Genomic DNA, 20160 nt, shown 5'->3' with positions numbered 1-20160 from the left:
GACGATCTAAGATGATCAACGTGTCCGACCAGCACGCGCAGCACACCCCGAGGTCCCTGATCGTCACGCTCTACGGCGCGTACGGCCGTTTCGCGCCGGGCCCGGTGCCCGTCGCCGAACTGATCCGGCTGCTGGCCGCGGTGGGGGTGGACGCGCCCTCCGTGCGTTCGTCGGTGTCGCGGCTGAAGCGGCGCGGACTGCTGCTGCCCGCCCGAACGGCCCGCGGCGCGGCCGGATACGAACTGTCCCCCGAAGCGCGGCAGTTGCTGGAGGACGGGGACCGGCGCATCTACGCCACCGCGCCGTACGCCGACGAGGGCTGGGTGCTCGCCGTGTTCTCCGTGCCCGAGTCGGAGCGGCAGAGACGGCACGTGCTGCGCTCCCGCCTGGCCGGGCTGGGCTTCGGCACCGCCGCCCCCGGCGTGTGGATCGCCCCGGCCCGGCTGTACGAGGAGACCCGGCACACGCTGGCCCGCCTGGGCCTGGACGCCTACGTGGACCTCTTCCGCGGGGAGCACCTGGGCTTCCCGCCGACCGCCGAGGCGGTGGCGCGGTGGTGGGACCTGGCCGCGATCGCCAAGGCGCACGAGGCGTTCCTCGACCGCCACGCGCGCGTGCTGCAGGCCTGGGAGCGCCGTGCGGACACCCCGCCCGAGGAGGCGTACCGGGACTACCTGCTGGCCCTGGACTCCTGGCGCCACCTCCCCTACACCGATCCGGGCCTGCCGGCCCGGCTGCTGCCCGCCGACTGGCCCGGCACCCGCTCGGCGGCCGTCTTCCGGGCGTTGCACGAGCGGCTCCGCGACGCGGGGGCGGCCTACGCGGCCCCGGAGGCGGAGTGAGCCGTCGCCGGGTCCCGCGGCGAGGGGTCCCCGGCGTCCGGCACGGCACCGTCCGTGCCGGCGGGGTGCGGCCGGGTCAGTCGCGCAGTGCGAGCCGGGGCTTGGGGGCGTCGGTGCGCCCGGTCTGCGGGCGGCGGCTGCCCGCCCGGTACGGCGCCGGCCAGACGGCGCCCGGGCCCGTGTAGTCCTGCTCGGCCGCCGCGTGCAGCGTCCAGTGCGGGTCGTACAGGTGGGGGCGGGCGAGGGCGCACAGGTCGGCGCGGCCGGCCAGGATCAGCGAGTTGACGTCGTCCCAGGAGGAGATGGCGCCGACGGCGATCACCGGGACGCCCGCCTCGTGCCGGACGCGGTCCGCGAAGGGCGTCTGGTACGACCGCCCGAACTCCGGCCGTTCGTCGGCCACGACCTGTCCGGTGGACACGTCGATCGCGTCGGCGCCGTGCGCGGCGAAGGCGCGGGCGATCTCCACGGCCTCCTCGGCGCTCGTGCCGCCCTCGGCCCAGTCGGTCGCGGAGATCCGCACGGTCATGGGCCGCTCCTCCGGCCACACGCCGCGTACGGCGTCGAAGACCTCCAGCGGGAAGCGGAGCCGTTTGTCCAGGGTGCCGCCGTAGGCGTCCGTGCGGTGGTTGGTGAGCGGGGAGAGGAAGCCGGAGAGCAGGTAACCGTGGGCGCAGTGCAGTTCGAGCAGGTCGAACCCGGCGCGCGCGGCGCGGGCGGCGGCGGCCGCGAACTGCTCGCGCACGTCCGTCAGTTGCGCCCGGGACAGCTCGCGCGGGACCTGGCCGTCCGGCCGGTACGGCAGCGGGGAGGCGGCCACGAGGGGCCAGTTGCCGTCCGGGAGCGGCTCGTCCATGCCCTCCCACATCAGCCGGGTCGAGCCCTTGCGCCCGCTGTGCCCGAGCTGCACGCCGATCGCGGTGCCGGGCGCCCGGGCGTGCGCGAAGTCGGTGATCCGCCGCCACGCCTCGGCCTGCCGTCCGGTGTACAGGCCGGCGCAGCCGGGGGTGATGCGGCCCTCCGGGCTGACGCACACCATCTCGGTCATCACCAGTCCGGCACCGCCCAGCGCCCTGGCGCCCAGGTGGACCAGGTGGAAGTCGCCGGGGACGCCGTCGGTGGCGGAGTACATGTCCATCGGGGAGACGACGACGCGGTTGCGCAGGGTCAGGCCGCGCAGCCGGAACGGGGTGAACATCGGGGGCGTGGCGGGCGGGCAGCCGAACTCGCGCTCGACGGACTCGGTGAAGCGGGGGTCGCGCAGCCGCAGGTTGCCGTGGGTGACGCGGCGGCTGCGGGTGAGCAGGTTGAAGGCGAAGCGGCGGGGCGGCTGGTCCAGGTACCGGGCGAGGTCCTCGAACCACTCCAGGCTGGCGCGGGCCGCCCGCTGGGTGGAGGCGACGACGGGGCGCCGCTCCTCCTCGTAGGCGGCCAGCGCCTCCTTGAGCGAGGGCTGCTCGTCCAGGCAGGCGGCGAGCGCCACGGCGTCCTCGACGGCGAGCTTGGTGCCGGAGCCGATGGAGAAGTGGGCGGTGTGGGCGGCGTCGCCGAGGAGGACGACGTTGCCGTGCGACCAGCGTTCGTTGACGACCGTGCGGAAGGTGGTCCACGCCGACCTGTTGGACCTGAGCGGCCGTCCGCCGAGGGCGTCGGCGAAGACCTCGGCGCAGCGGTCGGCGGAGGCGCGTTCGCCCAGCTCGTGGAAGCCGGCCGCCCGCCACACCTCCTCGCGCATCTCGACGATGACGGTCGACGCGTCGGCCGCGTACGGGTATCCGTGCAGCTGCATCACGCCGTGTCCGGTCTCGGCGATCTCGAAGCGGAAGGCGTCGAGGGCGAAGTCGGCGGCCAGCCAGATGTAGCGGCAGCGGTGGGCGGTGACGTGCGGGCGGAACACCTCCGCGTAGGCGTCCCGGGTGGTGCTGCGCACCCCGTCGGCGGCGACGACGAGGTCGTACGCCCGTGCGAGCCGGTCCGGGTGCGGGGCCTCGGTGCGGAAGCGGAGGTCCACACCGAGGGCGCGGCAGCGGGCGTGCAGGATCTCCAGGAGGCGACGGCGGCCCAGGGCGGCGAAGCGGTGTCCCCCGGAGGTGTGGCGGGTGCCCCGGTGGACGATGTCGATGTCGTCCCAGCGCACGAAGTCCTTCCGGAGGGCCGCGTAGGCCTCCGGGTCGGCGTGTTCGATGCCGCCGAGGGTCTCGTCGGACAGGACGACGCCGAAGCCGAAGGTGTCGTCGGGGGCGTTGCGTTCCCAGACGGTGACCTCGCGGTCGGGAGCGAGGCGTTTGAGGAGGGCGGCGGTGTACAGGCCGCCGGGGCCCCCGCCGACGATCGCGGTGCGCAGGGGGTGGCCGGTTCCCTCGGGCGGGAGCATGCCGGCTACCTCCCTCGCCATTTCGGGGGGCGCTTGTCCGTGAAGGCCGCGTGGAACTCCGCGTAGTCCTCGCCGTTCATCAGGAGGGCCTGGGTGGAGGCGTCCAGTTCCACCGCTGCCGCCAGGGGCATGTCCAGCTCGGCCGTCAGCAGCGCCTTGGTCTGGGCGTACGCCAGGGCCGGGCCGTCGGCGAGGCGGCGGGCGAGGGTCCGGGCGGCCTCGTCGGCGTGGCCCTCGTCGGTCAGCTCGCTGATCAGGCCGATCCGCTCGGCCTCGGGCGCGCGCACCGGTTCGCCGAGCATCAGCAGGCGGGTGGCGTGGCCGAGGCCGACGACCCGGGGCAGCAGGTAGGCGGCGCCCATGTCGCCGCCGGACAGGCCGACGCGGGTGAAGAGGAAGGCGAAGCGGGCGCTGGGGTCGGCGACGCGGAAGTCGGCCGCCAGGGCGAGGACGGCGCCCGCCCCGGCCGCGACGCCGTGCAGTGCGGCGATCACCGGGAACGGGCACTCCCGCACGGCCCGCACCACCTGGCCGGTCATCCGGTTGAAGTCCAGCAGTTGCGCGGTGTCCATGGACAGGGTGGCGCCGATGATCTCGTCGACGTCGCCGCCGGAGCAGAAACCGCGCCCCTCGCCGGCCAGCACCAGGGCCCGTACGGACCGCTCCCGGGACAGCTCGGCGAGCAGGTCGCGCAGGTCGGCGTAGGCCTCGAAGGTCAGCGCGTTGAGCTTGTCGGGGCGGGCCAGGGTGACGGTGGCGACACCGTCGGTGAGGTCGACGCGCAGGTGCCGCCAGTCGGGGGTGCGGGCGGCGGAGCCGGTGAAGGGACTCATGACGGGCGGCCTCCTGGGGCGGGCACGGCATCACTGAGCGCTACCCCTCGAAGCTATCACCTTTCTGTGACCATCGTCACGGGCGCGCGATAGTCCAGGGGGGCCGCATCGCGGACGATCGGCTTCCGTCACCACCGCCACGGGGCGCCGACGACGCGGTGACAGGGGGGTGCCGGGCGAGGGAGGGCGCTCCCCCGGCGGGCCGCCCGGTGCCGGGGCCGAAGGTCCCGCGTGGTGCCCGTCGAAGGGCTCTGCCGGGCGGCGCCGTACCATTCATAAGGTTGAAAGCAGGACAGGACCGCCTGCTCCAGAACGGACTCGCCGTGCACGATCACCCTTCCGCCCCCGCTCTCTGGCGCATCGCACTGCCGCACACCACCGCGGCCGTGCCGGTGGCCCGTGCCCTGGTGCGCTCGGCCCTGGCCGAACGGGAGCACACGGCCGACAGCGACACCGCGGAGCTGCTGACGGCCGAGCTGGTCGCCAACGCCGTCGAGCACACCTCCGGCGGGGCGCCGATCGAGCTGGTGGTGGAGCTGCTGCCGACCGGCTGCCAGGTCGAGGTGCACGACCCCGACCCGCGGCCGCCGGGCGACCTCACGCTCCCGGACAAGGAGCCGCCCGACCCCTGGCAGGAGCACGGGCGCGGTCTGCTGCTGATCCGCGCCCTGAGCTCGTCCTGCGGTCACCGCCCCACCGGCTCCGGCAAGGCGGTCTGGTTCAGGCTTCCTGGGGTACCCGCTCCGCGGCGTCCCGCGGAGTGAGCGCGGCCCGGGCGAGCCGGGAGTGCCGGCGTCCGTAGGCCGAGTAGACCAGCAGGCCCACCGCGAGGAACACGGCGAACTGGATCCAGGTCGCGGCGCCCGTCTCGTACATCAGGTAGAGGCAGAAGCCGACGCCGAGCAGCGGCGTCACCGGGTACAGCGGGACGCGGAAGGTGCGGGCGAGGCCCGGCTCGCGGCGGCGCAGGGCGATCACCGCGACGTTGACGGCGACCATCGTGGCCAGGGTGCCGATGGTGCACAGGTTGACCACCGCGTCCAGCGAGGCGAAGGCGGCCGGGATCGCGAAGACGACGCCGACGATCAGGGTGCCGGCGACGGGTGTGGCCGTGCGCGGCGAGACCTTCTCGAACACCGGCGGGACGAGCCCGTCGCGGGACATGGACAGCAGGATGCGGGTCTGTCCGTACATCACGGCGAGCACCACCGAGGCGATGGCGACGACCGCGCCGAAGGCGACGATGCCGCCGCCGATCGTGGAGCCGGTGACCTCGTCGACGACGTAGGACAGCGCGGCGGGCCGGTCGCCGACCGTGTCGCCGCCGACGGCGCCGATCGCGGCGAGGGCGACCGCGCAGTACAGCAGGGTGACCAGGCCGATGCAGACCAGGATCGCGACGGGGATGTCGCGGCGCGGGTTCTTGGCCTCCTCGCCGGCGGTGGTGATGGCGTCGAAGCCGATGTACGAGAAGAAGGCGGCCGTGGTGCCGGCGCCGATGCCGCCGAGGCCGGCCGGCGAGAACGGCGTGAGGTTGCCGTCCTCGAAGGCGGTGAAGCCGATGGCGCAGAAGGCGACGAGCACGGCGAGCTTGAGGACGGCCATCGCGGCGGTGGCCCGGGCGCTCTCGCGCACGCCCCGCACCAGCAGCACGCAGGCCAGGGCGATGACGATCACCGCGGGGAGGTTGACCAGGCCGCCGTCGGCGGGTCCGGAGGAGAGCGCGTGCGGGAGCCGGAGGCCGATGACGCCGTCCAGCAGCTCGTTGACGTACTGGCTCCAGCCGACCGCGACCGCGGAGACCGACACGCCGTACTCCAGGAGCAGGCACCAGCCGACCAGGAAGGCGGTGCGCTCGCCGAGTCCGGCGTAGGCGAAGGAGTACGAGGAGCCGGAGACGGGGATCGCGCCGCCCAGTTCGGCGAAGGCGAACGCGGTGAAGACGCAGGTGACCGCGGCGAGCACGAAGGAGACGACGACGGCCGGGCCGGCCTCGGCGACGGAGTCGGACAGGCCGACGAAGATGCCGGTGCCGACGATGGCGCCGACGCCGAAGCAGACGAGCTGGAACAGCCCCATGGTGCGCTTCAGGCCGTGGCCTTCGCGGTCGGCGCCGGATTCGGCGACGAGGTCTCGGGGCGACTTGATGCGGTGAGCGGGCATGGCGGGTGGTGCTCGTTTCTGGTGGTGCGGGGCGCGACGGTGGTCGCGGCCGGCGGCGCGGAAGGGGTGGCTCCGGGCCGCCGGACAGCTTAGCGGCGCTGCTCAGGCGAGGGTGGCGACCAGGACGGCCTTGATGGTGTGCAGGCGGTTCTCCGCCTCGTCGAAGACGACCGAGTGCGCGGACTCGAAGACCTCGTCCGTGACCTCGAGGGAGTCCAGGCCGTACGCCTCGAAGATCTCCTGGCCGATCCCGGTGCCCAGGTCGTGGAAGGCCGGCAGGCAGTGCAGGAACTTCACGTCCGGGTTGCCGGTGGCGCGCAGGACGTCCATGGTCACCGCGTACGGGGACAGCGCGGTGATCCGTTCGGCCCAGACGTCCTTGGGTTCGCCCATGGAGACCCAGACGTCCGTGGCGACGAAGTCGGCGCCGCGGACGCCCTCGTCCAGGGCCTCGGTGAGGGTGACGCGCGCCCCGCTCTCCTCGGCGAGCTTGCGGGCCGCGTCGACGACGTCCTGGGCGGGCCAGTAGGCCTTCGGGGCGACGATGCGCACGTCCATGCCGAGCAGGGCGCCGGTGACCAGGTAGGAGTTGCCCATGTTGAAGCGGGCGTCGCCGAGGTAGGCGAAGGAGATCTCCGACAGGGGCTTGCCGCTGTGCTCGGTCATGGTGAGCACGTCGGCGAGCATCTGGGTGGGGTGCCAGTCGTCGGTGAGGCCGTTGTAGACGGGGACCCCGGCGTGGGCGGCCAGCTCCTCGACCTTCTGCTGGCTGTCGCCGCGGTACTCGATGCCGTCGAACATCCGTCCGAGGACGCGGGCGGTGTCCTTGACCGACTCCTTGTGGCCCATCTGCGAGCCCGAGGGGTCGAGGTACGTGGTCGAGGCGCCCTGGTCGGCGGCGGCGACCTCGAAGGCGCAGCGGGTGCGCGTGGAGGTCTTCTCGAAGATCAGCGCGATGTTCCTGCCCCGCAGGTACGGCGTCTCGCTCCCGGCCTTCTTGGCGGCCTTCAGCTCCGCGGCCAGCTCGACCAGGCCGCGGAACTCGTCCGCGGTGAAGTCGGTCTCCTTGAGGAAGTGGCGGCCGGCGAGGACGGTCGGGACTGTCGCCATGGGGGCGCTCCAGGGATACAGGGACAGGGACAGGGACTTCTGGAAGTGTATACGAACTTCTGAATTTATATACGGCACTCGTCCCCGTGGGGCGCTACACGGCCGCGCGCTCCACCGGACAGCTCATGCAGCGCGGCCCGCCCCGGCCCCGGCCCAGCTCGCTGCCCGGGATCTCGATCACCTCGATGCCCTGTTTGCGCAGGTGCGTGTTGGTGGTGGCGTTGCGCTCGTAGGCGACGACGACGCCCGGCTCGACGGCCAGGACGTTGCAGCCGTCGTCCCACTGCTCGCGCTCGGCCGCGTGGACGTCCTGCGTCGCGGTCAGGACGCGGATCTCGCCCAGCCCGAGCGCGGCGGCGATCGCGCGGTGCATGTGCTCCGGCGGGTGGTCGGTGACCTTCAGCTCCTTCTCGCCCACGCCCGGCTCGATGGTGTACGAGCGCAGCATGCCGAGCCCGGCGTACTGGGTGAAGGTGTCGCCGTCGACCATCGTCATCACGGTGTCGAGGTGCATGAAGGCCCGCCGCTTGGGCATGTCGAGGGCCACGATCGTGCGCGCGGAGCCGGCCGCGAACAGCTTGTGGGCGAGCATCTCCACGGCCTGGGGGGTGGTCCGCTCGCTCATGCCGATCAGCACGGCGCCGTTGCCGATGACCAGCACGTCCCCGCCCTCGATGGTGGAGGGGTAGTCGGCCTGCCCCTCGGACCACAGGGGAAACGTCTCGTCGCGGAAGAGCGGGTGGTGCCGGTAGATCGCCTCGAAGTGGACCGTCTCGCGCTGCCGGGCGGGCCAGCGCATGGCGTTGATGGAGACACCGTCGTAGATCCAGGCCGAGGTGTCGCGGGTGAAGAGGTGGTTGGGCAGCGGATCGAGCAGGAAGTCGTCCAGTTCCATCACGTGGAAGCGCACGGAGGCCGGCTCCGTGTGCGCGTCCAGGAACTCCCGTTTGGTCATGCCGCCGACCAGGGCCTCGGCGAGCTCGGGGGCGGGCAGGGTCTCGAAGGCGGCCCGGAGGTGGTCCGTGGCCAGCACTCCGTACTCCTTCTCGTCGAAGACCCGGTCCAGGACGAGCCGCCGGGCCGCCGGGACCCGGAGGGTCTCGGCGAGCAGGTCACCGAAGAGGTGCACCTCGACCCCGCGGTCGCGGAGCACGTCGGCGAACCCGTCGTGCTCGGCGCGCGCCCGGCGCACCCAGAGCACGTCGTCGAAGAGAAGGGCGTCCTTGTTGCTGGGGGTGAGCCTTTTGAGCTCGAGATCCGGCCGGTGCAGGATGACGCGGCTGAGCCGCCCGGCCTCGGAGTCGACGTGGAATCCCATGTCTTTCATCCTGACCCTTCGGGCACGCGTTCATCCCCCGCTTGCGCGGACCCGTGCACGCCGCCGTGCCGTGCGGGGCCGGCGACGGGCGGGCGGGTCACCGCGGCCATTCGCCGCGCGGCCCGCCCGCCCGTGGCGCTCCCACCGTCACGGCGGGTCCACGGCTCGCCCCGGCGGCGTCACAGCCGCGGGTCCACCGGCTCCGACTCCAGGGCGAGGACCCCGAAGACCGCCTCGTGCACCCGCCACAGCGGTTCGCCGTCCGCGAGCCGGTCCAGGGCCTCCAGGCCGAGGGCGTACTCGCGGATCGCCAGGGACCGCTTGTGGTTCAGGAACCGCTGCCGCAGCCGGGCCAGGTTGTCGGGACGCGTGTACTCGGGACCGTAGATGATCCGCAGGTACTCGCGGCCGCGGCACTTGATGCCTGGCTGGACCAGACGACCCTTGTCGTCGCGAACCAGTGCGCCGACGGGCTTGACGACCATGCCCTCGCCGCCCCGGCCGGTCATCTCCAGCCACCAGTCGGTGCCGGCCCGCACCGACTCGGGGTCGCCGGTGTCGACGTACAGCCGCCGGGTGGTGTGCAGCAGACCGCTCGCGTCGTGCTCGACGAGCCGGTCGATGAGGGCGAGCTGCTCGTCGTGCGGCAGCGCGGCCAGGCTGCGGCCCTGGACGGCGAGGATCTGGAACGGCGCCAGGCGCACGCCGTCCAGGCCGTCGGTGGGCCAGCAGTAGCGACGGTAGGCGTCGGTGAACGCGGCGGCGTCGGCGGAGCGCCCGCGCTGGCGGGCGAGCAGCTCCGTGACGTCGACGCCCCGTGCGGCGGCGCCCTCCAGGGCGGACAGCACGCCCGGGAACACCGCGCCGGAGGCGGCGCCCACGGCGGCGTACTGGGAGCGCAGCAGCCCGGAGGCCTTCAGCGACCACGGCATCAGCTCGGCGTCCAGCAGCAGCCAGTCGGTGGACAGCTCGTCCCACAGGCCGGCCTCGCCGATCGCCGTGCGCAGCCGGTCGAGGATCTCCTCGCTGAGGGACGCGTCGTCGAGGAACGGACGGCCGGTGCGGGTGTAGAGCGACCCGGTGGGGCCGTCCACGCCGAAGCGTGCGCGCGCCGCGTCCGCGTCACGGCACACCAGGACCACGGCCCGCGAGCCCATGTGCTTCTCCTCGCACACGACCCGCGCCACCCCGTCGGCCGCGTACTGCGCGAACGCCTCCTTCGGGTGCTCCAGGTAGCCCTCCACGCCCGAGGTGGCGGTCGGTGCCATGGTCGGCGGGAGGTACGGCAGCAGCCGGGGGTCGGTCGCGAAGCGGCTCATGACCTCCAGGGCCGCCGCCGCGTTCTCCTCCCGTACCGTGATCCGGCCCGCGTGCCGGGTCTCCACGACCCGGCGGCCCTGGACGTCCGCCAGGTCCAGCGGCCGGCCGTCGTGCCCGCCGGGCGCCTCGGTGCGCAGCGGCCTGGCCGGCTCGTACCAGACCCGCTCGGCGGGCACGTCGACCAGCTCGCGCTCCGGCCAGCGCAGCGCGGTGAGCTTGCCGCCGAAGACGGCGCCGGTGTCCAGGCAGAGGGTGTTGTTCAGCCAGGTGGCCTCGGGAACGGGGGTGTGGCCGTAGACGACGGCCGCGCGGCCCCGGTAGTCCTCGGCCCACGGGTAGCGCACCGGCAGCCCGAACTCGTCGGTCTCGCCGGTGGTGTCGCCGTACAGGGCGTGGCCGCGGACCCGGCCGGAGGTGCGGCCGTGGTACTTCTCCGGCAGACCGGCGTGGCAGACGACCAGCCGGCCGCCGTCGAGGACGTAGTGGCTGACCAGGCCGTCGATGAACTCCCGTACCTCGGCGCGGAACTCCTCGCTCTCGCTCTCCATCTGCTCGATGGTCTCGGCGAGTCCGTGGGTGTGCTGGACCTTGCGGCCCTTGAGGTGGCGGCCGTACTTGTTCTCGTGGTTGCCGGGGACGCAGAGGGCGTTGCCCGACTTGACCATCGCCATCACGCGGCGCAGTACGCCGGGGCTGTCCGGGCCGCGGTCGACGAGGTCGCCGACGAAGACGGCGGTGCGGCCCTCGGGGTGGACGCCGTCGGTGTAGCCCAGCTTGCCGAGCAGGGCCTCCAGCTCGGACGCGCAGCCGTGGATGTCACCGATGATGTCGAAGGGCCCGGTGAGGTGGGTGAGGTCGTTGAACCGCTTCTCGGTGACGACGGTGGCGTGCTCGGTCTCCTCGACGCCGCGCAGGACGTGCACCTTGCGGAAGCCCTCGCGCTCCAGGTGGCGCAGGGAGCGGCGGAGTTCGCGGGTGTGGCGCTGGATGACCCGGCGGGGCATGTCGGCGCGGTCGGTGCGGGCGGCGTTGCGCTCGGCGCAGAGCTGCTCGGGCACGTCGAGGACGATGGCTATGGGCAGCACGTCGTGCTCCCTGGCCAGCTCGATCAGCCGGCGCCGGGCGTCCTGCTGCACGTTGGTGGCGTCCACGACGGTGCGGCGTCCGGCGGCGAGCCGCTTGCCGGCGATGTAGTGCAGGACGTCGAAGGCGTCGCGGCTGGCGCTCTGGTCGTTCTCGTCGTCGGCGACCAGGCCGCGGCAGAAGTCGGAGGAGATGACCTCGGTGGGCTTGAAGTGGCGTCGGGCGAAGGTGGACTTGCCGGAGCCGGAGGCGCCGATCAGCACGACGAGGGAGAGGTCGGTGACGGGCAGGGCGCGGGAGCGCACGGTGGTGGTGTCCGTGGTGTCGCCGGTGGCGGTCATGCGGCCTTCGCCTCCTTCTCGGTCACGGTGTCGAGGGTGAACACGGCCATCTGGGTGGGCGGGCCCACCTCGGGGTCGTCGGGTCCGACGGGACGGAGCTCCACGCCGTAGCCGTGCCGCTCGGCAACAGTGTGCGCCCAGGTGCGGAACTCCTCGCGGGTCCACTCGAAGCGGTGGTCGCGGTGGCGGACGTGCCCGGCCGGGAGGGTCTCCCAGCGCACGTTGTACTCGACGTTCGGCGTGGTGACGACGACGGTACGGGGGCGTGCCGCGCCGAAGACGGCGTACTCCAGCGCGGGCAGCCTCGGCAGGTCGAGGTGCTCGATCACCTCGCTGAGCACGGCGGCGTCGTACCCCTTGAGGCGCTTGTCCGTGTAGGCGAGGGAACCCTGGAAGAGCTGGACGCGTGCCGCCTGCCGCTCGCCCATGCGGTCCAGCTTGAGCCGCCGGGAGGCGATGGTGAGGGCGCGCGCCGAGACGTCGGTGCCGACGATCTCGGTGAACCGCGGGTCCTTGAGCAGCTCGCGCACCAGGTGGCCCTCTCCGCAGCCGAGGTCGAGGACACGGGCGGCGGAGTGGTCCCGCAGGGCGGTGAGGATCGCCTCGCGGCGCTGCACGGCGAGCGGGGTGGGCTTCTCCTCCTGCTCGGCCTCCGCCTCGACGGCGTTGTCGATGTCCTCGACCTCGCTGTCGTCGGTCTCGGCCAGCCGGATCAGCTCCAGCCGGTCCATCGCCTCGCGGGTCAGGGACCAGCGGCGGGACAGGTAGCGGCTGGTGATGAGCTTCTGCTCGGGGTGCCCGTGCAGCCAGCCCTCGCCGGCCCGCATCAGCTTGTCGACCTCGTCCGGGGAGACCCAGTAGTGCTTGGCGTCGTCGAGCACCGGCAGGAGGACGTACAGGTGGCGCAGGGCGTTCGAGAGGGTGAGGGATCCGGACTCCAGCACGAGCCGGACGTAGCGCGAGTCGCCCCACTCGGGGAACTCGGTGTCCAGCGGGACGGCCTCGACGCCGACCGCCCAGCCGAGCGGCTCGAACAGGCGCCGTACCAGGTCGGGGCCGCCGCGGGCGGGCAGCGCCGGGATCTCGACGCGCAGCGGGAGCGGCTCGGCCGCACGCGCGGGGCGCGCCTTGCACACGCCGCGCATCGCGCTGGAGAAGACGTTGCTCAGCGCGACGGCGAGGAGGGACGAGGCCGCGTACGGGCGGTCGTTGACGTACTGCGCGAGTGCCGCGTCGGGGGCGCCGCCCCGGCCCTTGCCCCTGCCGCGCCTGACCAGGGCCACCGCGTCGACCTCCAGCAGCAGCGCCGCCGTGCAGCGCTGTTCCTCCGCCTCGGGGTAGAGCACGTGGGCCGTGCCGGAGGAGGTGGAGAACGCCTGCGCCCTGTCGGGGTGCTTGTGCAGCAGGAAGCCGAGGTCGGTCGCGGGGCGCTCGGGGGTGCCGGTGGTGGTGATGGTCAGGAACATGGGCCTCTCCGGCCGGGTCGACGGTCACAGGGGACGACTGCGTGGTGCCGTGCGCGCGGGAGCCCCCGGGGTGCTCCCCGGGGGCTCCGGCAGGACGACCGTCACACCATCGCACAGGGCGGGTGACCGGCGCCTTCGGTTATTCGAGAGGCGTTCCTCAGGTCAGCTGCGTCTGCACCTGGGAGGAGATCAGCTCCAGGTGGTCCAGGTCGTCGAGGTCGAGGATCTGGAGGTAGATCCGCTGGGCGCCGGCGGCGGCGTAGCGGCCGATCTTGTCGACGACCTCGGCCGGGGAGCCCGCCAGGCCGTTGGCCTTCAGCTCGTCGACCTCGCGGCCGATCACGGCGGCCCGGCGGGCGACCTCGGCGTCGTCCTTGCCGACGCAGACGACGAGGGCGTTGGAGTAGGTCAGCGCGTCGGCGCCGCGTCCGGCCTCCTCGGCGGCGGCCCGCACCCGGGCGAACTGGCGCTCGGTGTCCTCGATCGAGGCGAAGGGGATGTTGAACTCGTCGGCGTACTGCGCGGCGAGACGCGGGGTGCGCGTGGCGCCGTGGCCGCCGATGAGCACGGGGACCTTCGCCTGCGCGGGCTTGGGCAGCGCGGGCGACCCGGTGAGGTCGTAGAACTTCCCGTGGAAGTCGAAGGTCTTGCCGGTCTGCGTGGCCCACAGGCCGGTGACGATCGCCAGCTGCTCCTCGAGGCGGGCGAACTTCTCCTTCGGGAAGGGGATGCCGTACGCCTTGTGCTCCTCCTCGAACCAGCCGGCGCCCAGGCCCAGCTCGACGCGGCCGCCGGACATCTGGTCGACCTGCGCGACCTGGATGGCGAGCACGCCGGGCAGCCGGAAGGTGCCGGCGGTCATGAGCGTGCCGAGCCGGATGCGCCGGGTCTCGCGGGCGAGGCCGGCGAGGGTGATCCAGGCGTCGGTGGGGCCGGGCAGGCCGTCCGCGGAGCCCATGGCGAGGTAGTGGTCGCTGCGGAAGAAGGCGTCGAAGCCGAGGTCCTCGGTGGCCTTCGCCACGGCGAGCAAGGTGTCGTAGGTGGCCCCCTGCTGGGGCTCGGTGAAGATACGGAGTTCCATGCCTTCCATCCTGCCTGGTCGCGCGGCGTCCGCCGGACAGGCTCCCGCGTGCCACGGCGCGTACCCGGTCCCGCCGGGTGAACGACGCCGGGAGGGCGCCGGAGGGAGGGGGAGCTATCCCGCCTCCCGTTCCGGTGACGCCGCGTCCCGGTCCGCCAGTTTGCGCAGCATCTCCAGGACCCGGTCCCGTGACTCGTCCGCCGCGTCGATGGCCTCCATGCACTGCCAGTAGGTGCCCTCGTCGTCCACCGTGCAGGCGGTGCCGACGAGGGCGATGCCGATCTCGCCGAGCAGGGTGCCCAAGCACATCAGGGCCTGGCGGGCGTCGCCCAGTTCGGTGAGCCGGGCGGCGCGCAGTTCGCCCGGGGCCAGGTCGGGTGTGCGCAGCACTCCGCAGCCACGGCCCGCCAGTTCGGTCAGTCCCAGGGCCTCGCCGCGCAGTTCGGGGGGTCCGTGGACCGCCAGCCGGCTGCCGATCGCCTGGGCGAGGGCTTGCGCCTGCCACACCTCCGTCAGGATCTCCGGCACCTCGCCGGCGGCGGCCAGGGCACGCCCGCTCGTCACGATGAGCCGCACCGCGTCCATGCGCTGCCCCCGTCTGTTCCGACGCGCTCGCGGCGCGTCCGCCCGAACTCCCTTGTCCGCTACCCAGAGTGAAGGTGTGTGGGGCGAAAAGCCAGAGCTGAGCAGAAATATTCGGACAACAATAGGGATACGGACGCGGAATCGACTGCGGAGAGTGATAACGGAGTGTGTGGCTCCCCTGTGTTCCCCCCCTCCCGTCGTGTTCCTCCCGGTCTCAGTCCCCGCGCTCCCCGGACCCGCCGGGCGCGGGAAAGCGGGACTCGTTGCGGTCGATCTTCGCGTCCAGCGCGGCGAGCGGATCGATGCCGAGCACCTCGCAGAACTGGAGCAGGTACGCCAGGACGTCGGCGACCTCGTCCCGGACGCGGTGGGCGGTCCCGGGATCGTCCATGACGCGGGCCGACTGCTCGGGCGTCAGCCACTGGAAGATCTCGACGAGTTCGGAGGCCTCCACGCTGAGGGCGGCGACCAGGTTCTTCGGGGTGTGGTACGGCTGCCAGTTCCGCGCGGCGGCGAACTCGGCCAGTCTGCGCTGCAGCGCCGCCAGGTCCGGGGAGGGAAGGGGATGATCGGTCACGGCCCCAGGTGTACCACCGTGACGCCCTGCGCCGCCGCCGTCCACGAGGCGTCCGCGACGGCGCCGACGAGACGGATGTGGCCGCGGTCGCACATCCGGGCCGCCAGCCGGAGCAGTTCCGCGCGCTGGTGCACGTCCAGGCCGCGGTCGAAGCCGTCGGCGAGGACGGTGAGCGTCTGCAGCGCGGCGGGCACCTCGCCGGCCGGGTCGACCTCCAGGACACCGGGGCCGGTGAACAGCACGAGCGCGAGGGCGAGATAGCGCAGCTCGCCGTAGCCGAGGCGCGGAAGGCCGGTGCGGACGCCGTCGCCCCGGTCCAGCAGTGCGCGGACCGCTCCGCCGGCGACCGGTTCGGCCAGGACGTCCTCGACCGGGTCCGCGCACCCGGCCCGTACGGCGGTGACGAACCGGGCGTGCCGCCGGCCGCACTCGGTCCGGGTGCGCCACAGGACGTCGGCGAGGTTGTCGCAGCCGCCGAGCAGCCGTCCGGAGCCGGTGGGAACGGGCTCGCGCATCCTGGCGGGGCGCGGGTCGCAGGCGAAGACGGAGCGCAGGGCGACCACCGTCTGTTCGGCCGCCGCCAGCACCCTGCGCTGCCCGTCCGTCTTGCCGGCCACGCGCAGCGGCAGCAGTGGGGTGCCGAGCCGGTCGTCGGGCAGCGGGGCACGCGTGACCGGCGCCGAACCGGCCGTGTGCCAGGCGGCCTGCACGGTACGCCGGCCGGGGTCGCGCAGGGCGGTCTGCAGCAGGACGAGTCCGCCGGCCGTCAGCCGCTCCCCCACGATGCGCAGTTCGGGCTCCGCCTGCACGGCCACGTCGAGGCGTACGGGGCCCTCGGGGCCGTCGACCGTGCAGCCGATGCGGAAGCCGCGGCGCCGCTGGGCGTCGGGCCGGGCCCGTTCGGGGACGCAGGCGAGCGGGTCGGGGAAGACCGTGCCGAGTTCCGCGCCGCCGCCGAGCCGGGCGAGCGCCTCGTACGCCCGCAGCGCGCTGGTCTTGCCGCAGCCGCTGGGCCCGGCGAGCAGGGTGAGGGGCGCGAGCGGGATCTCGACGCGCCGGTGCCGGGCGAACGCGGACAACCGCAGTTCCGTGACGCGCGGTCGGTCCGGGTGCGCGGGGGCGGGGGCGGGGGAGGCCGTCGGCGCGGACGCCGTCGACGCGGGTGACACGGCCATGTCCGGACCGTAGGGCTCCGCGTTCCGGGCGAACCGTTCCGTCTGCCCGTCGTTCCTACGAACGGGGGACGGAACGGCCGGTTCACGGGCGCCCGTCGCACCGCGGGGCCGGGCGGGCGGCCCCACGCGCCGGGGACGGGAGCGCCTCCGTACGCCGGGGCCGACCCGGATGCCACCGCCCGGGGGACGGATGCCACCGCCGGGGCGGGACGGGCGCCACCGCCGGGAGACGGACACCACCGCCCGGGGAACGGGCGGCCCGCCCCGGCGGCGGGGCCGGCGCCGAGGTGCGCGTCCGCCCCGGCCGTCACATCCCCGGGACCCCGGCCGCTCCCTCCATCAGGCCGTTGACCTCGGTCCCGGCCGGAGTCAGCAGGAACACGTTGCGGTCGACCCGGTGCATGCCGCTGGCCAGGCCGAAGACGACGCCCGTGCTGAAGTCCAGGACGCGCTTGGCGACCTCGGTCTCGGCGTTGGTCAGGTCCAGCAGCACCGGAATGCCGGACATCAGCGTCTCGGCGACCTCGCGGGCGTCCGCGAAGACGTTGACCCGCAGGACGACGAAACGCCGCCGTGCCTCCGTCTCCGCCTCCGGCATCGCGCGATGGCCGACCGACGACGGCCAGGCGTCGCGCCCGCGCAACGGAACGACCTGGGCGAGCCCTTCCCACTGTTCATCGGTGACGTCGTAGCTGTTCACCGGCTCCCCCGATTCCACTCGCCTTCAATGCGTGCACCAGCCAATTCTTACGTCAACTCACCCGTTCGGCCCAACAGCGACACGGTCGGCGACCGTCCCGGCGCACAGCGCCACCCGGAGGTTGCCGTGACCTGCGGCGGGGTACCCGCCGGCTGCCGTGCCGCACGTACGGCCGGTCGTGACCGTCGCACCGCGCATCGCACCGAGGAGGGGCCATGGGCGCGCTGGACCTGCCCGAACCCGTAGTCCGCGAGGGGACGCCGCCACCGGTCGACACGAGCGCGCTCGAGGCGGCCCTGCGCACACGGGTCGACGGCGAGGTCAGGTTCGACGCGGGGAGCCGGGCCGCGTACTCGACGGACGCCTCGAACTTCCGGCGGACGCCGATCGGCGTGGTCGTCCCGCGCACCCCCGAGGCCGGCGCCGAAGCGGTGGCCGTGGCGCGGGAGTTCGGCGCGCCGGTGCTGTCGCGGGGCGGCGGGACCAGCCTGGCCGGGCAGTGCACCAACGCCGGTGTGGTGCTCGACTGGTCGAAGTACTGCACGCGCGTGGAGTCCGTGGACGCGAACGCCCGCACCTGTGTCGTCCAGCCCGGGATCGTGCTGGACGACCTCAACCGGCAGCTCGCCCCGTACGGGCTGCGCTTCGGACCCGAACCCGCCACCCACGCCAACTGCACCGTCGGCGGCATGATCGGCAACAACTCCTGCGGTGCCACCGCCCAGGCGCACGGCAAGGTCGTCGACAACGTCGCCCGCCTGGAGGTGCTGCTCTACGACGGCACCCGTTTCTGGTGCGGGGAGACCAGTGACGAGGAGTACGCCGAGATCGAGCGGCGGGGCGACCTGCGGTCGACGGTGTACCGGCGGCTGCGGGCGCTGCGCGACACGTACGCCGACGAGATCCGCCGCCGGTTCCCGGACATCCCGCGCCGGGTCTCGGGCTACAACCTGGACTCGCTGCTGCCGGAGTACGGCTTCGACGTCGCCGGACTGCTGGTGGGCAGCGAGTCGACGCTGGTCACCGTCCTGCGGGCGGAACTGGAACTGGTGCCGGTGGTGAAGGAACGCACCCTGGTGGTGCTGGGCTTCGGCAGCATCGAGGAGGCCGCCGACGCGGTGCCCGACCTGCTGCCGCACGAGCCGATCGCGCTGGAGGGCGTCGACGCCCGGCTGGTGCGCGACGAGCGGATCAAGCACCTCAACGAGGACGCGCTGGCCGAGATGCCCGACGGCGACGCCTACCTGCTGGTGCAGTTCGGCGGCGACACGGTGGAGGAGGCCGGTGCGCGGGCCCACCGGATGCTGGACGCGGTGCACCGCTCCGAGCACGACGCCGACTGCGCGTTCATGGACGACCCGGCGCACGAGCAGGACCTGTGGCGGGTCCGCGAGGCCGGACTCGGCGCGACCGCCCACATCCCCGGCAGGCGCGACACCTTCGAGGGCTGGGAGGACTCGGCGGTGGCGCCGGAGAAGCTCGGCGCCTACCTGCGCCGGCTGCGGGCGCTGTTCGAGGAGTTCGGCTACCTCAGCGACACCGGGCCCAGCCTGTACGGCCACTTCGGGCAGGGCTGCGTGCACACCCGCATCCCCTTCGACCTGTACACCGCGCACGGGGTGGCGGCCTACCGCCGGTTCATGGAACGGGCGGCCGACCTGGTCGTCGAGTTCGGCGGGTCGCTGTCGGGCGAGCACGGCGACGGGCAGAGCCGGGGCGAGCTGCTGTCGCGCATGTTCGGCGACGGGCTGGTGGAGGCGTTCGGCCGGCTGAAGGCCGTCTTCGACCCGCTGGACCGGATGAACCCCGGGAAGGTCGTCGCCCCCCGCCGGCTCGACGAGGACCTGCGCCTGGGCGGCGACTGGGCCCCGTACGACCCCCGCGACCTGCACTTCCGTTTCCCGCACGACGGCGGGTCGTTCGCCCAGGCCGCCAACCGGTGCGTCGGCGTCGGCAAGTGCCGGCAGCACACCAGCGACGGCACCGTGATGTGCCCGTCGTACCAGGTGACCCGGGAGGAGGAGCACTCCACGCGGGGCCGGGCCCGGCTGCTGTTCGAGATGCTCGACGGGCACGGGGACGCCACGGTCCGGGACGGCTGGCGCTCGGAGGCGGTCAAGGACGCCCTCGACCTGTGCCTGGCCTGCAAGGGCTGCAGGAAGGACTGTCCGGCGGACGTGGACATGGCCACGTACAAGGCGGAGTTCCTGTCCCACCACTACGCGGGGCGGCCCTGGCGCAGGCCGCGCTCCGACTGGTCGATGGGCTGGCTGCCGGTGCTCGCGCAGGCCGTGGGCCGCGCCCGGCTCGGTCCGGTCGTCAACGCGCTCACCCACACCCCGTTGCTGTCCCGGGCCGCCGTGGCCCTCGCCGGGGTGGCGGACCGGGAGGTGCCGCTGTTCGCGGAGCGGACGTTCGAGCAGTGGTTCGCCCGGCACGAGCCGGAGGGCGACGGGCGGCGCGGCACCGTGCTGCTGTGGCCGGACACCTTCACGAACCACTTCCACCCGCACGTCGGGCAGGCGGCCGTGCGGGTGCTGGAGCACGCGGGCTGGCGGGTGGAGCTGCCGGGCGAGCCGCTGTGCTGCGGGCTGACCTGGATCTCCACCGGGCAGCTCGGCACGGCGGAGCGGGTCCTGGCCCGGACGGTGCGCGCCCTGGCCCCGCACGTGCGGGCGGGTGGTCCGGTGGTGGCCCTGGAGCCGAGCTGCGCGGCCGTGTTCCGGGCGGACGCGGGGGAACTGTTCCCCGGCGACCAGGACGTGCGCCGGCTGGCCGAACGGACGGTCACGCTGTCGGAGCTGCTGACCGGACACTCCCCCGGCTACGAGCCGCCGCGGGTGCCCGGACGGTCCGCGAAGGCGCTGGCCCAGGTGCACTGCCACCAGCACGCGGTGCTCGGCTGGGACGCCGACCGGGAACTGCTGCGCCGGGCCGGGGTGGACGCCGAGCGGCTGGACTCCGGGTGCTGCGGGCTGGCCGGCAACTTCGGCTTCGAACGCGGCCACCTGGACGTCAGCGAGGCGTGCGCGGAGCGGGTGCTGCTGCCGCGGCTGCGGGAGGAGGACGAGGCGACCGTCGTGCTCGCCGACGGGTTCAGCTGCCGTACCCAGATCCACGAGTTCGACAGCGGCGGTCACGAGGGCGCGCACCTGGCGGAGCTGCTGGCCTCGGCGCTGCCCGGCCCGGCCG

Annotated in this window: 15 protein-coding genes; 3 read left to right on the top strand and 12 right to left on the bottom strand. The window is 73.6% G+C overall.

Going from position 1 to position 20160, the window contains the following annotated elements; all coding sequences use genetic code 11:
- Nucleotides 1-11: 11 nt before the first annotated feature.
- Nucleotides 12-842: a PaaX family transcriptional regulator C-terminal domain-containing protein gene (locus JHAT_RS29005; RefSeq protein WP_077801251.1), complete on the top strand. Its 831-nt coding sequence runs from the start codon at nucleotides 12-14 to the stop codon at nucleotides 840-842.
- A gap of 76 nt (nucleotides 843-918) precedes the next feature.
- Here JHAT_RS29005 and JHAT_RS29000 read toward each other — a convergent pair whose 3' ends face one another.
- Nucleotides 919-3237, bottom strand: coding sequence for a bifunctional salicylyl-CoA 5-hydroxylase/oxidoreductase (locus JHAT_RS29000; RefSeq protein ID WP_077801250.1), 2319 nt, complete (start codon nucleotides 3235-3237; stop codon nucleotides 919-921).
- On the bottom strand, nucleotides 3222-4049 hold the full coding sequence (locus JHAT_RS28995; RefSeq protein ID WP_077801249.1) for an enoyl-CoA hydratase family protein: 828 nt from the start codon (nucleotides 4047-4049) through the stop codon (nucleotides 3222-3224). The genes JHAT_RS29000 and JHAT_RS28995 overlap by 16 nt, the downstream gene beginning before the upstream one ends.
- A 281-nt stretch (nucleotides 4050-4330) precedes the next feature.
- Here JHAT_RS28995 and JHAT_RS28990 point away from each other — a divergent pair, with 281 nt between their 5' ends.
- Nucleotides 4331-4813, top strand: coding sequence for an ATP-binding protein (locus tag JHAT_RS28990; RefSeq protein WP_077801248.1), 483 nt, complete (start codon nucleotides 4331-4333; stop codon nucleotides 4811-4813).
- Here JHAT_RS28990 and JHAT_RS28985 read toward each other — a convergent pair.
- From JHAT_RS28985 to JHAT_RS28940, 10 genes are all read right to left on the bottom strand, one after another.
- Nucleotides 4770-6212 (bottom strand): amino acid permease, encoded by a 1443-nt coding sequence (locus JHAT_RS28985; protein WP_077801247.1) that lies wholly within the window; start codon nucleotides 6210-6212, stop codon nucleotides 4770-4772. The two genes, JHAT_RS28990 and JHAT_RS28985, sit on opposite strands and share 44 nt — an antisense overlap.
- A 102-nt stretch (nucleotides 6213-6314) precedes the next feature.
- Entirely contained in the window at nucleotides 6315-7322 is a 1008-nt protein-coding gene (argF, locus tag JHAT_RS28980) for an ornithine carbamoyltransferase (protein WP_077801246.1), read from the bottom strand.
- Nucleotides 7323-7416: 94 nt separating this feature from the next.
- Entirely contained in the window at nucleotides 7417-8640 is a 1224-nt protein-coding gene (locus tag JHAT_RS28975) for an arginine deiminase (protein WP_077801245.1), read from the bottom strand.
- A gap of 179 nt (nucleotides 8641-8819) precedes the next feature.
- A complete protein-coding gene (locus tag JHAT_RS28970; RefSeq protein WP_171991109.1) occupies nucleotides 8820-11384 on the bottom strand; it encodes a polynucleotide kinase-phosphatase in 2565 nt (854 codons plus the stop codon).
- A complete protein-coding gene (locus tag JHAT_RS28965; RefSeq protein ID WP_077801244.1) occupies nucleotides 11381-12850 on the bottom strand; it encodes a 3' terminal RNA ribose 2'-O-methyltransferase Hen1 in 1470 nt (489 codons plus the stop codon). Before JHAT_RS28965 ends, JHAT_RS28970 begins: the two co-directional genes overlap by 4 nt.
- A 157-nt stretch (nucleotides 12851-13007) precedes the next feature.
- The gene (locus tag JHAT_RS28960; protein WP_077801243.1) at nucleotides 13008-13931 is read right to left on the bottom strand and encodes an LLM class F420-dependent oxidoreductase; all 924 of its coding nucleotides are present in this window, start codon (nucleotides 13929-13931) and stop codon (nucleotides 13008-13010) included.
- Nucleotides 13932-14045: 114 nt separating this feature from the next.
- Complete coding sequence (locus tag JHAT_RS28955; RefSeq protein WP_077801242.1) at nucleotides 14046-14516, bottom strand: DUF6099 family protein; 471 nt, start codon at nucleotides 14514-14516, stop codon at nucleotides 14046-14048.
- Nucleotides 14517-14730: 214 nt separating this feature from the next.
- Entirely contained in the window at nucleotides 14731-15093 is a 363-nt protein-coding gene (locus JHAT_RS28950; protein ID WP_077801241.1) for a nucleotide pyrophosphohydrolase, read from the bottom strand.
- Complete coding sequence (locus JHAT_RS28945) at nucleotides 15090-16268, bottom strand: AAA family ATPase (RefSeq protein WP_077801240.1); 1179 nt, start codon at nucleotides 16266-16268, stop codon at nucleotides 15090-15092. The genes JHAT_RS28950 and JHAT_RS28945 overlap by 4 nt, the downstream gene beginning before the upstream one ends.
- 307 nt (nucleotides 16269-16575) lie before the next feature.
- A complete protein-coding gene (locus tag JHAT_RS28940) occupies nucleotides 16576-16968 on the bottom strand; it encodes a cell division protein SepF (RefSeq protein WP_253195641.1) in 393 nt (130 codons plus the stop codon).
- A gap of 215 nt (nucleotides 16969-17183) precedes the next feature.
- Between JHAT_RS28940 and JHAT_RS28935 the strand changes: the two genes are divergently transcribed.
- Nucleotides 17184-20160 (top strand): FAD-binding and (Fe-S)-binding domain-containing protein (locus JHAT_RS28935; RefSeq protein ID WP_107482053.1); only part of this gene is annotated, 2977 nt, incomplete at its 3' end.

Source organism: Streptomyces sp. JHA26, assembly GCF_002005565.1.
GTDB lineage: Bacteria > Actinomycetota > Actinomycetes > Streptomycetales > Streptomycetaceae > Streptomyces.
The sequence above is the reverse complement of the archived record's forward strand: the minus strand, read 5'-3'. Positions and strand labels throughout refer to the sequence as shown.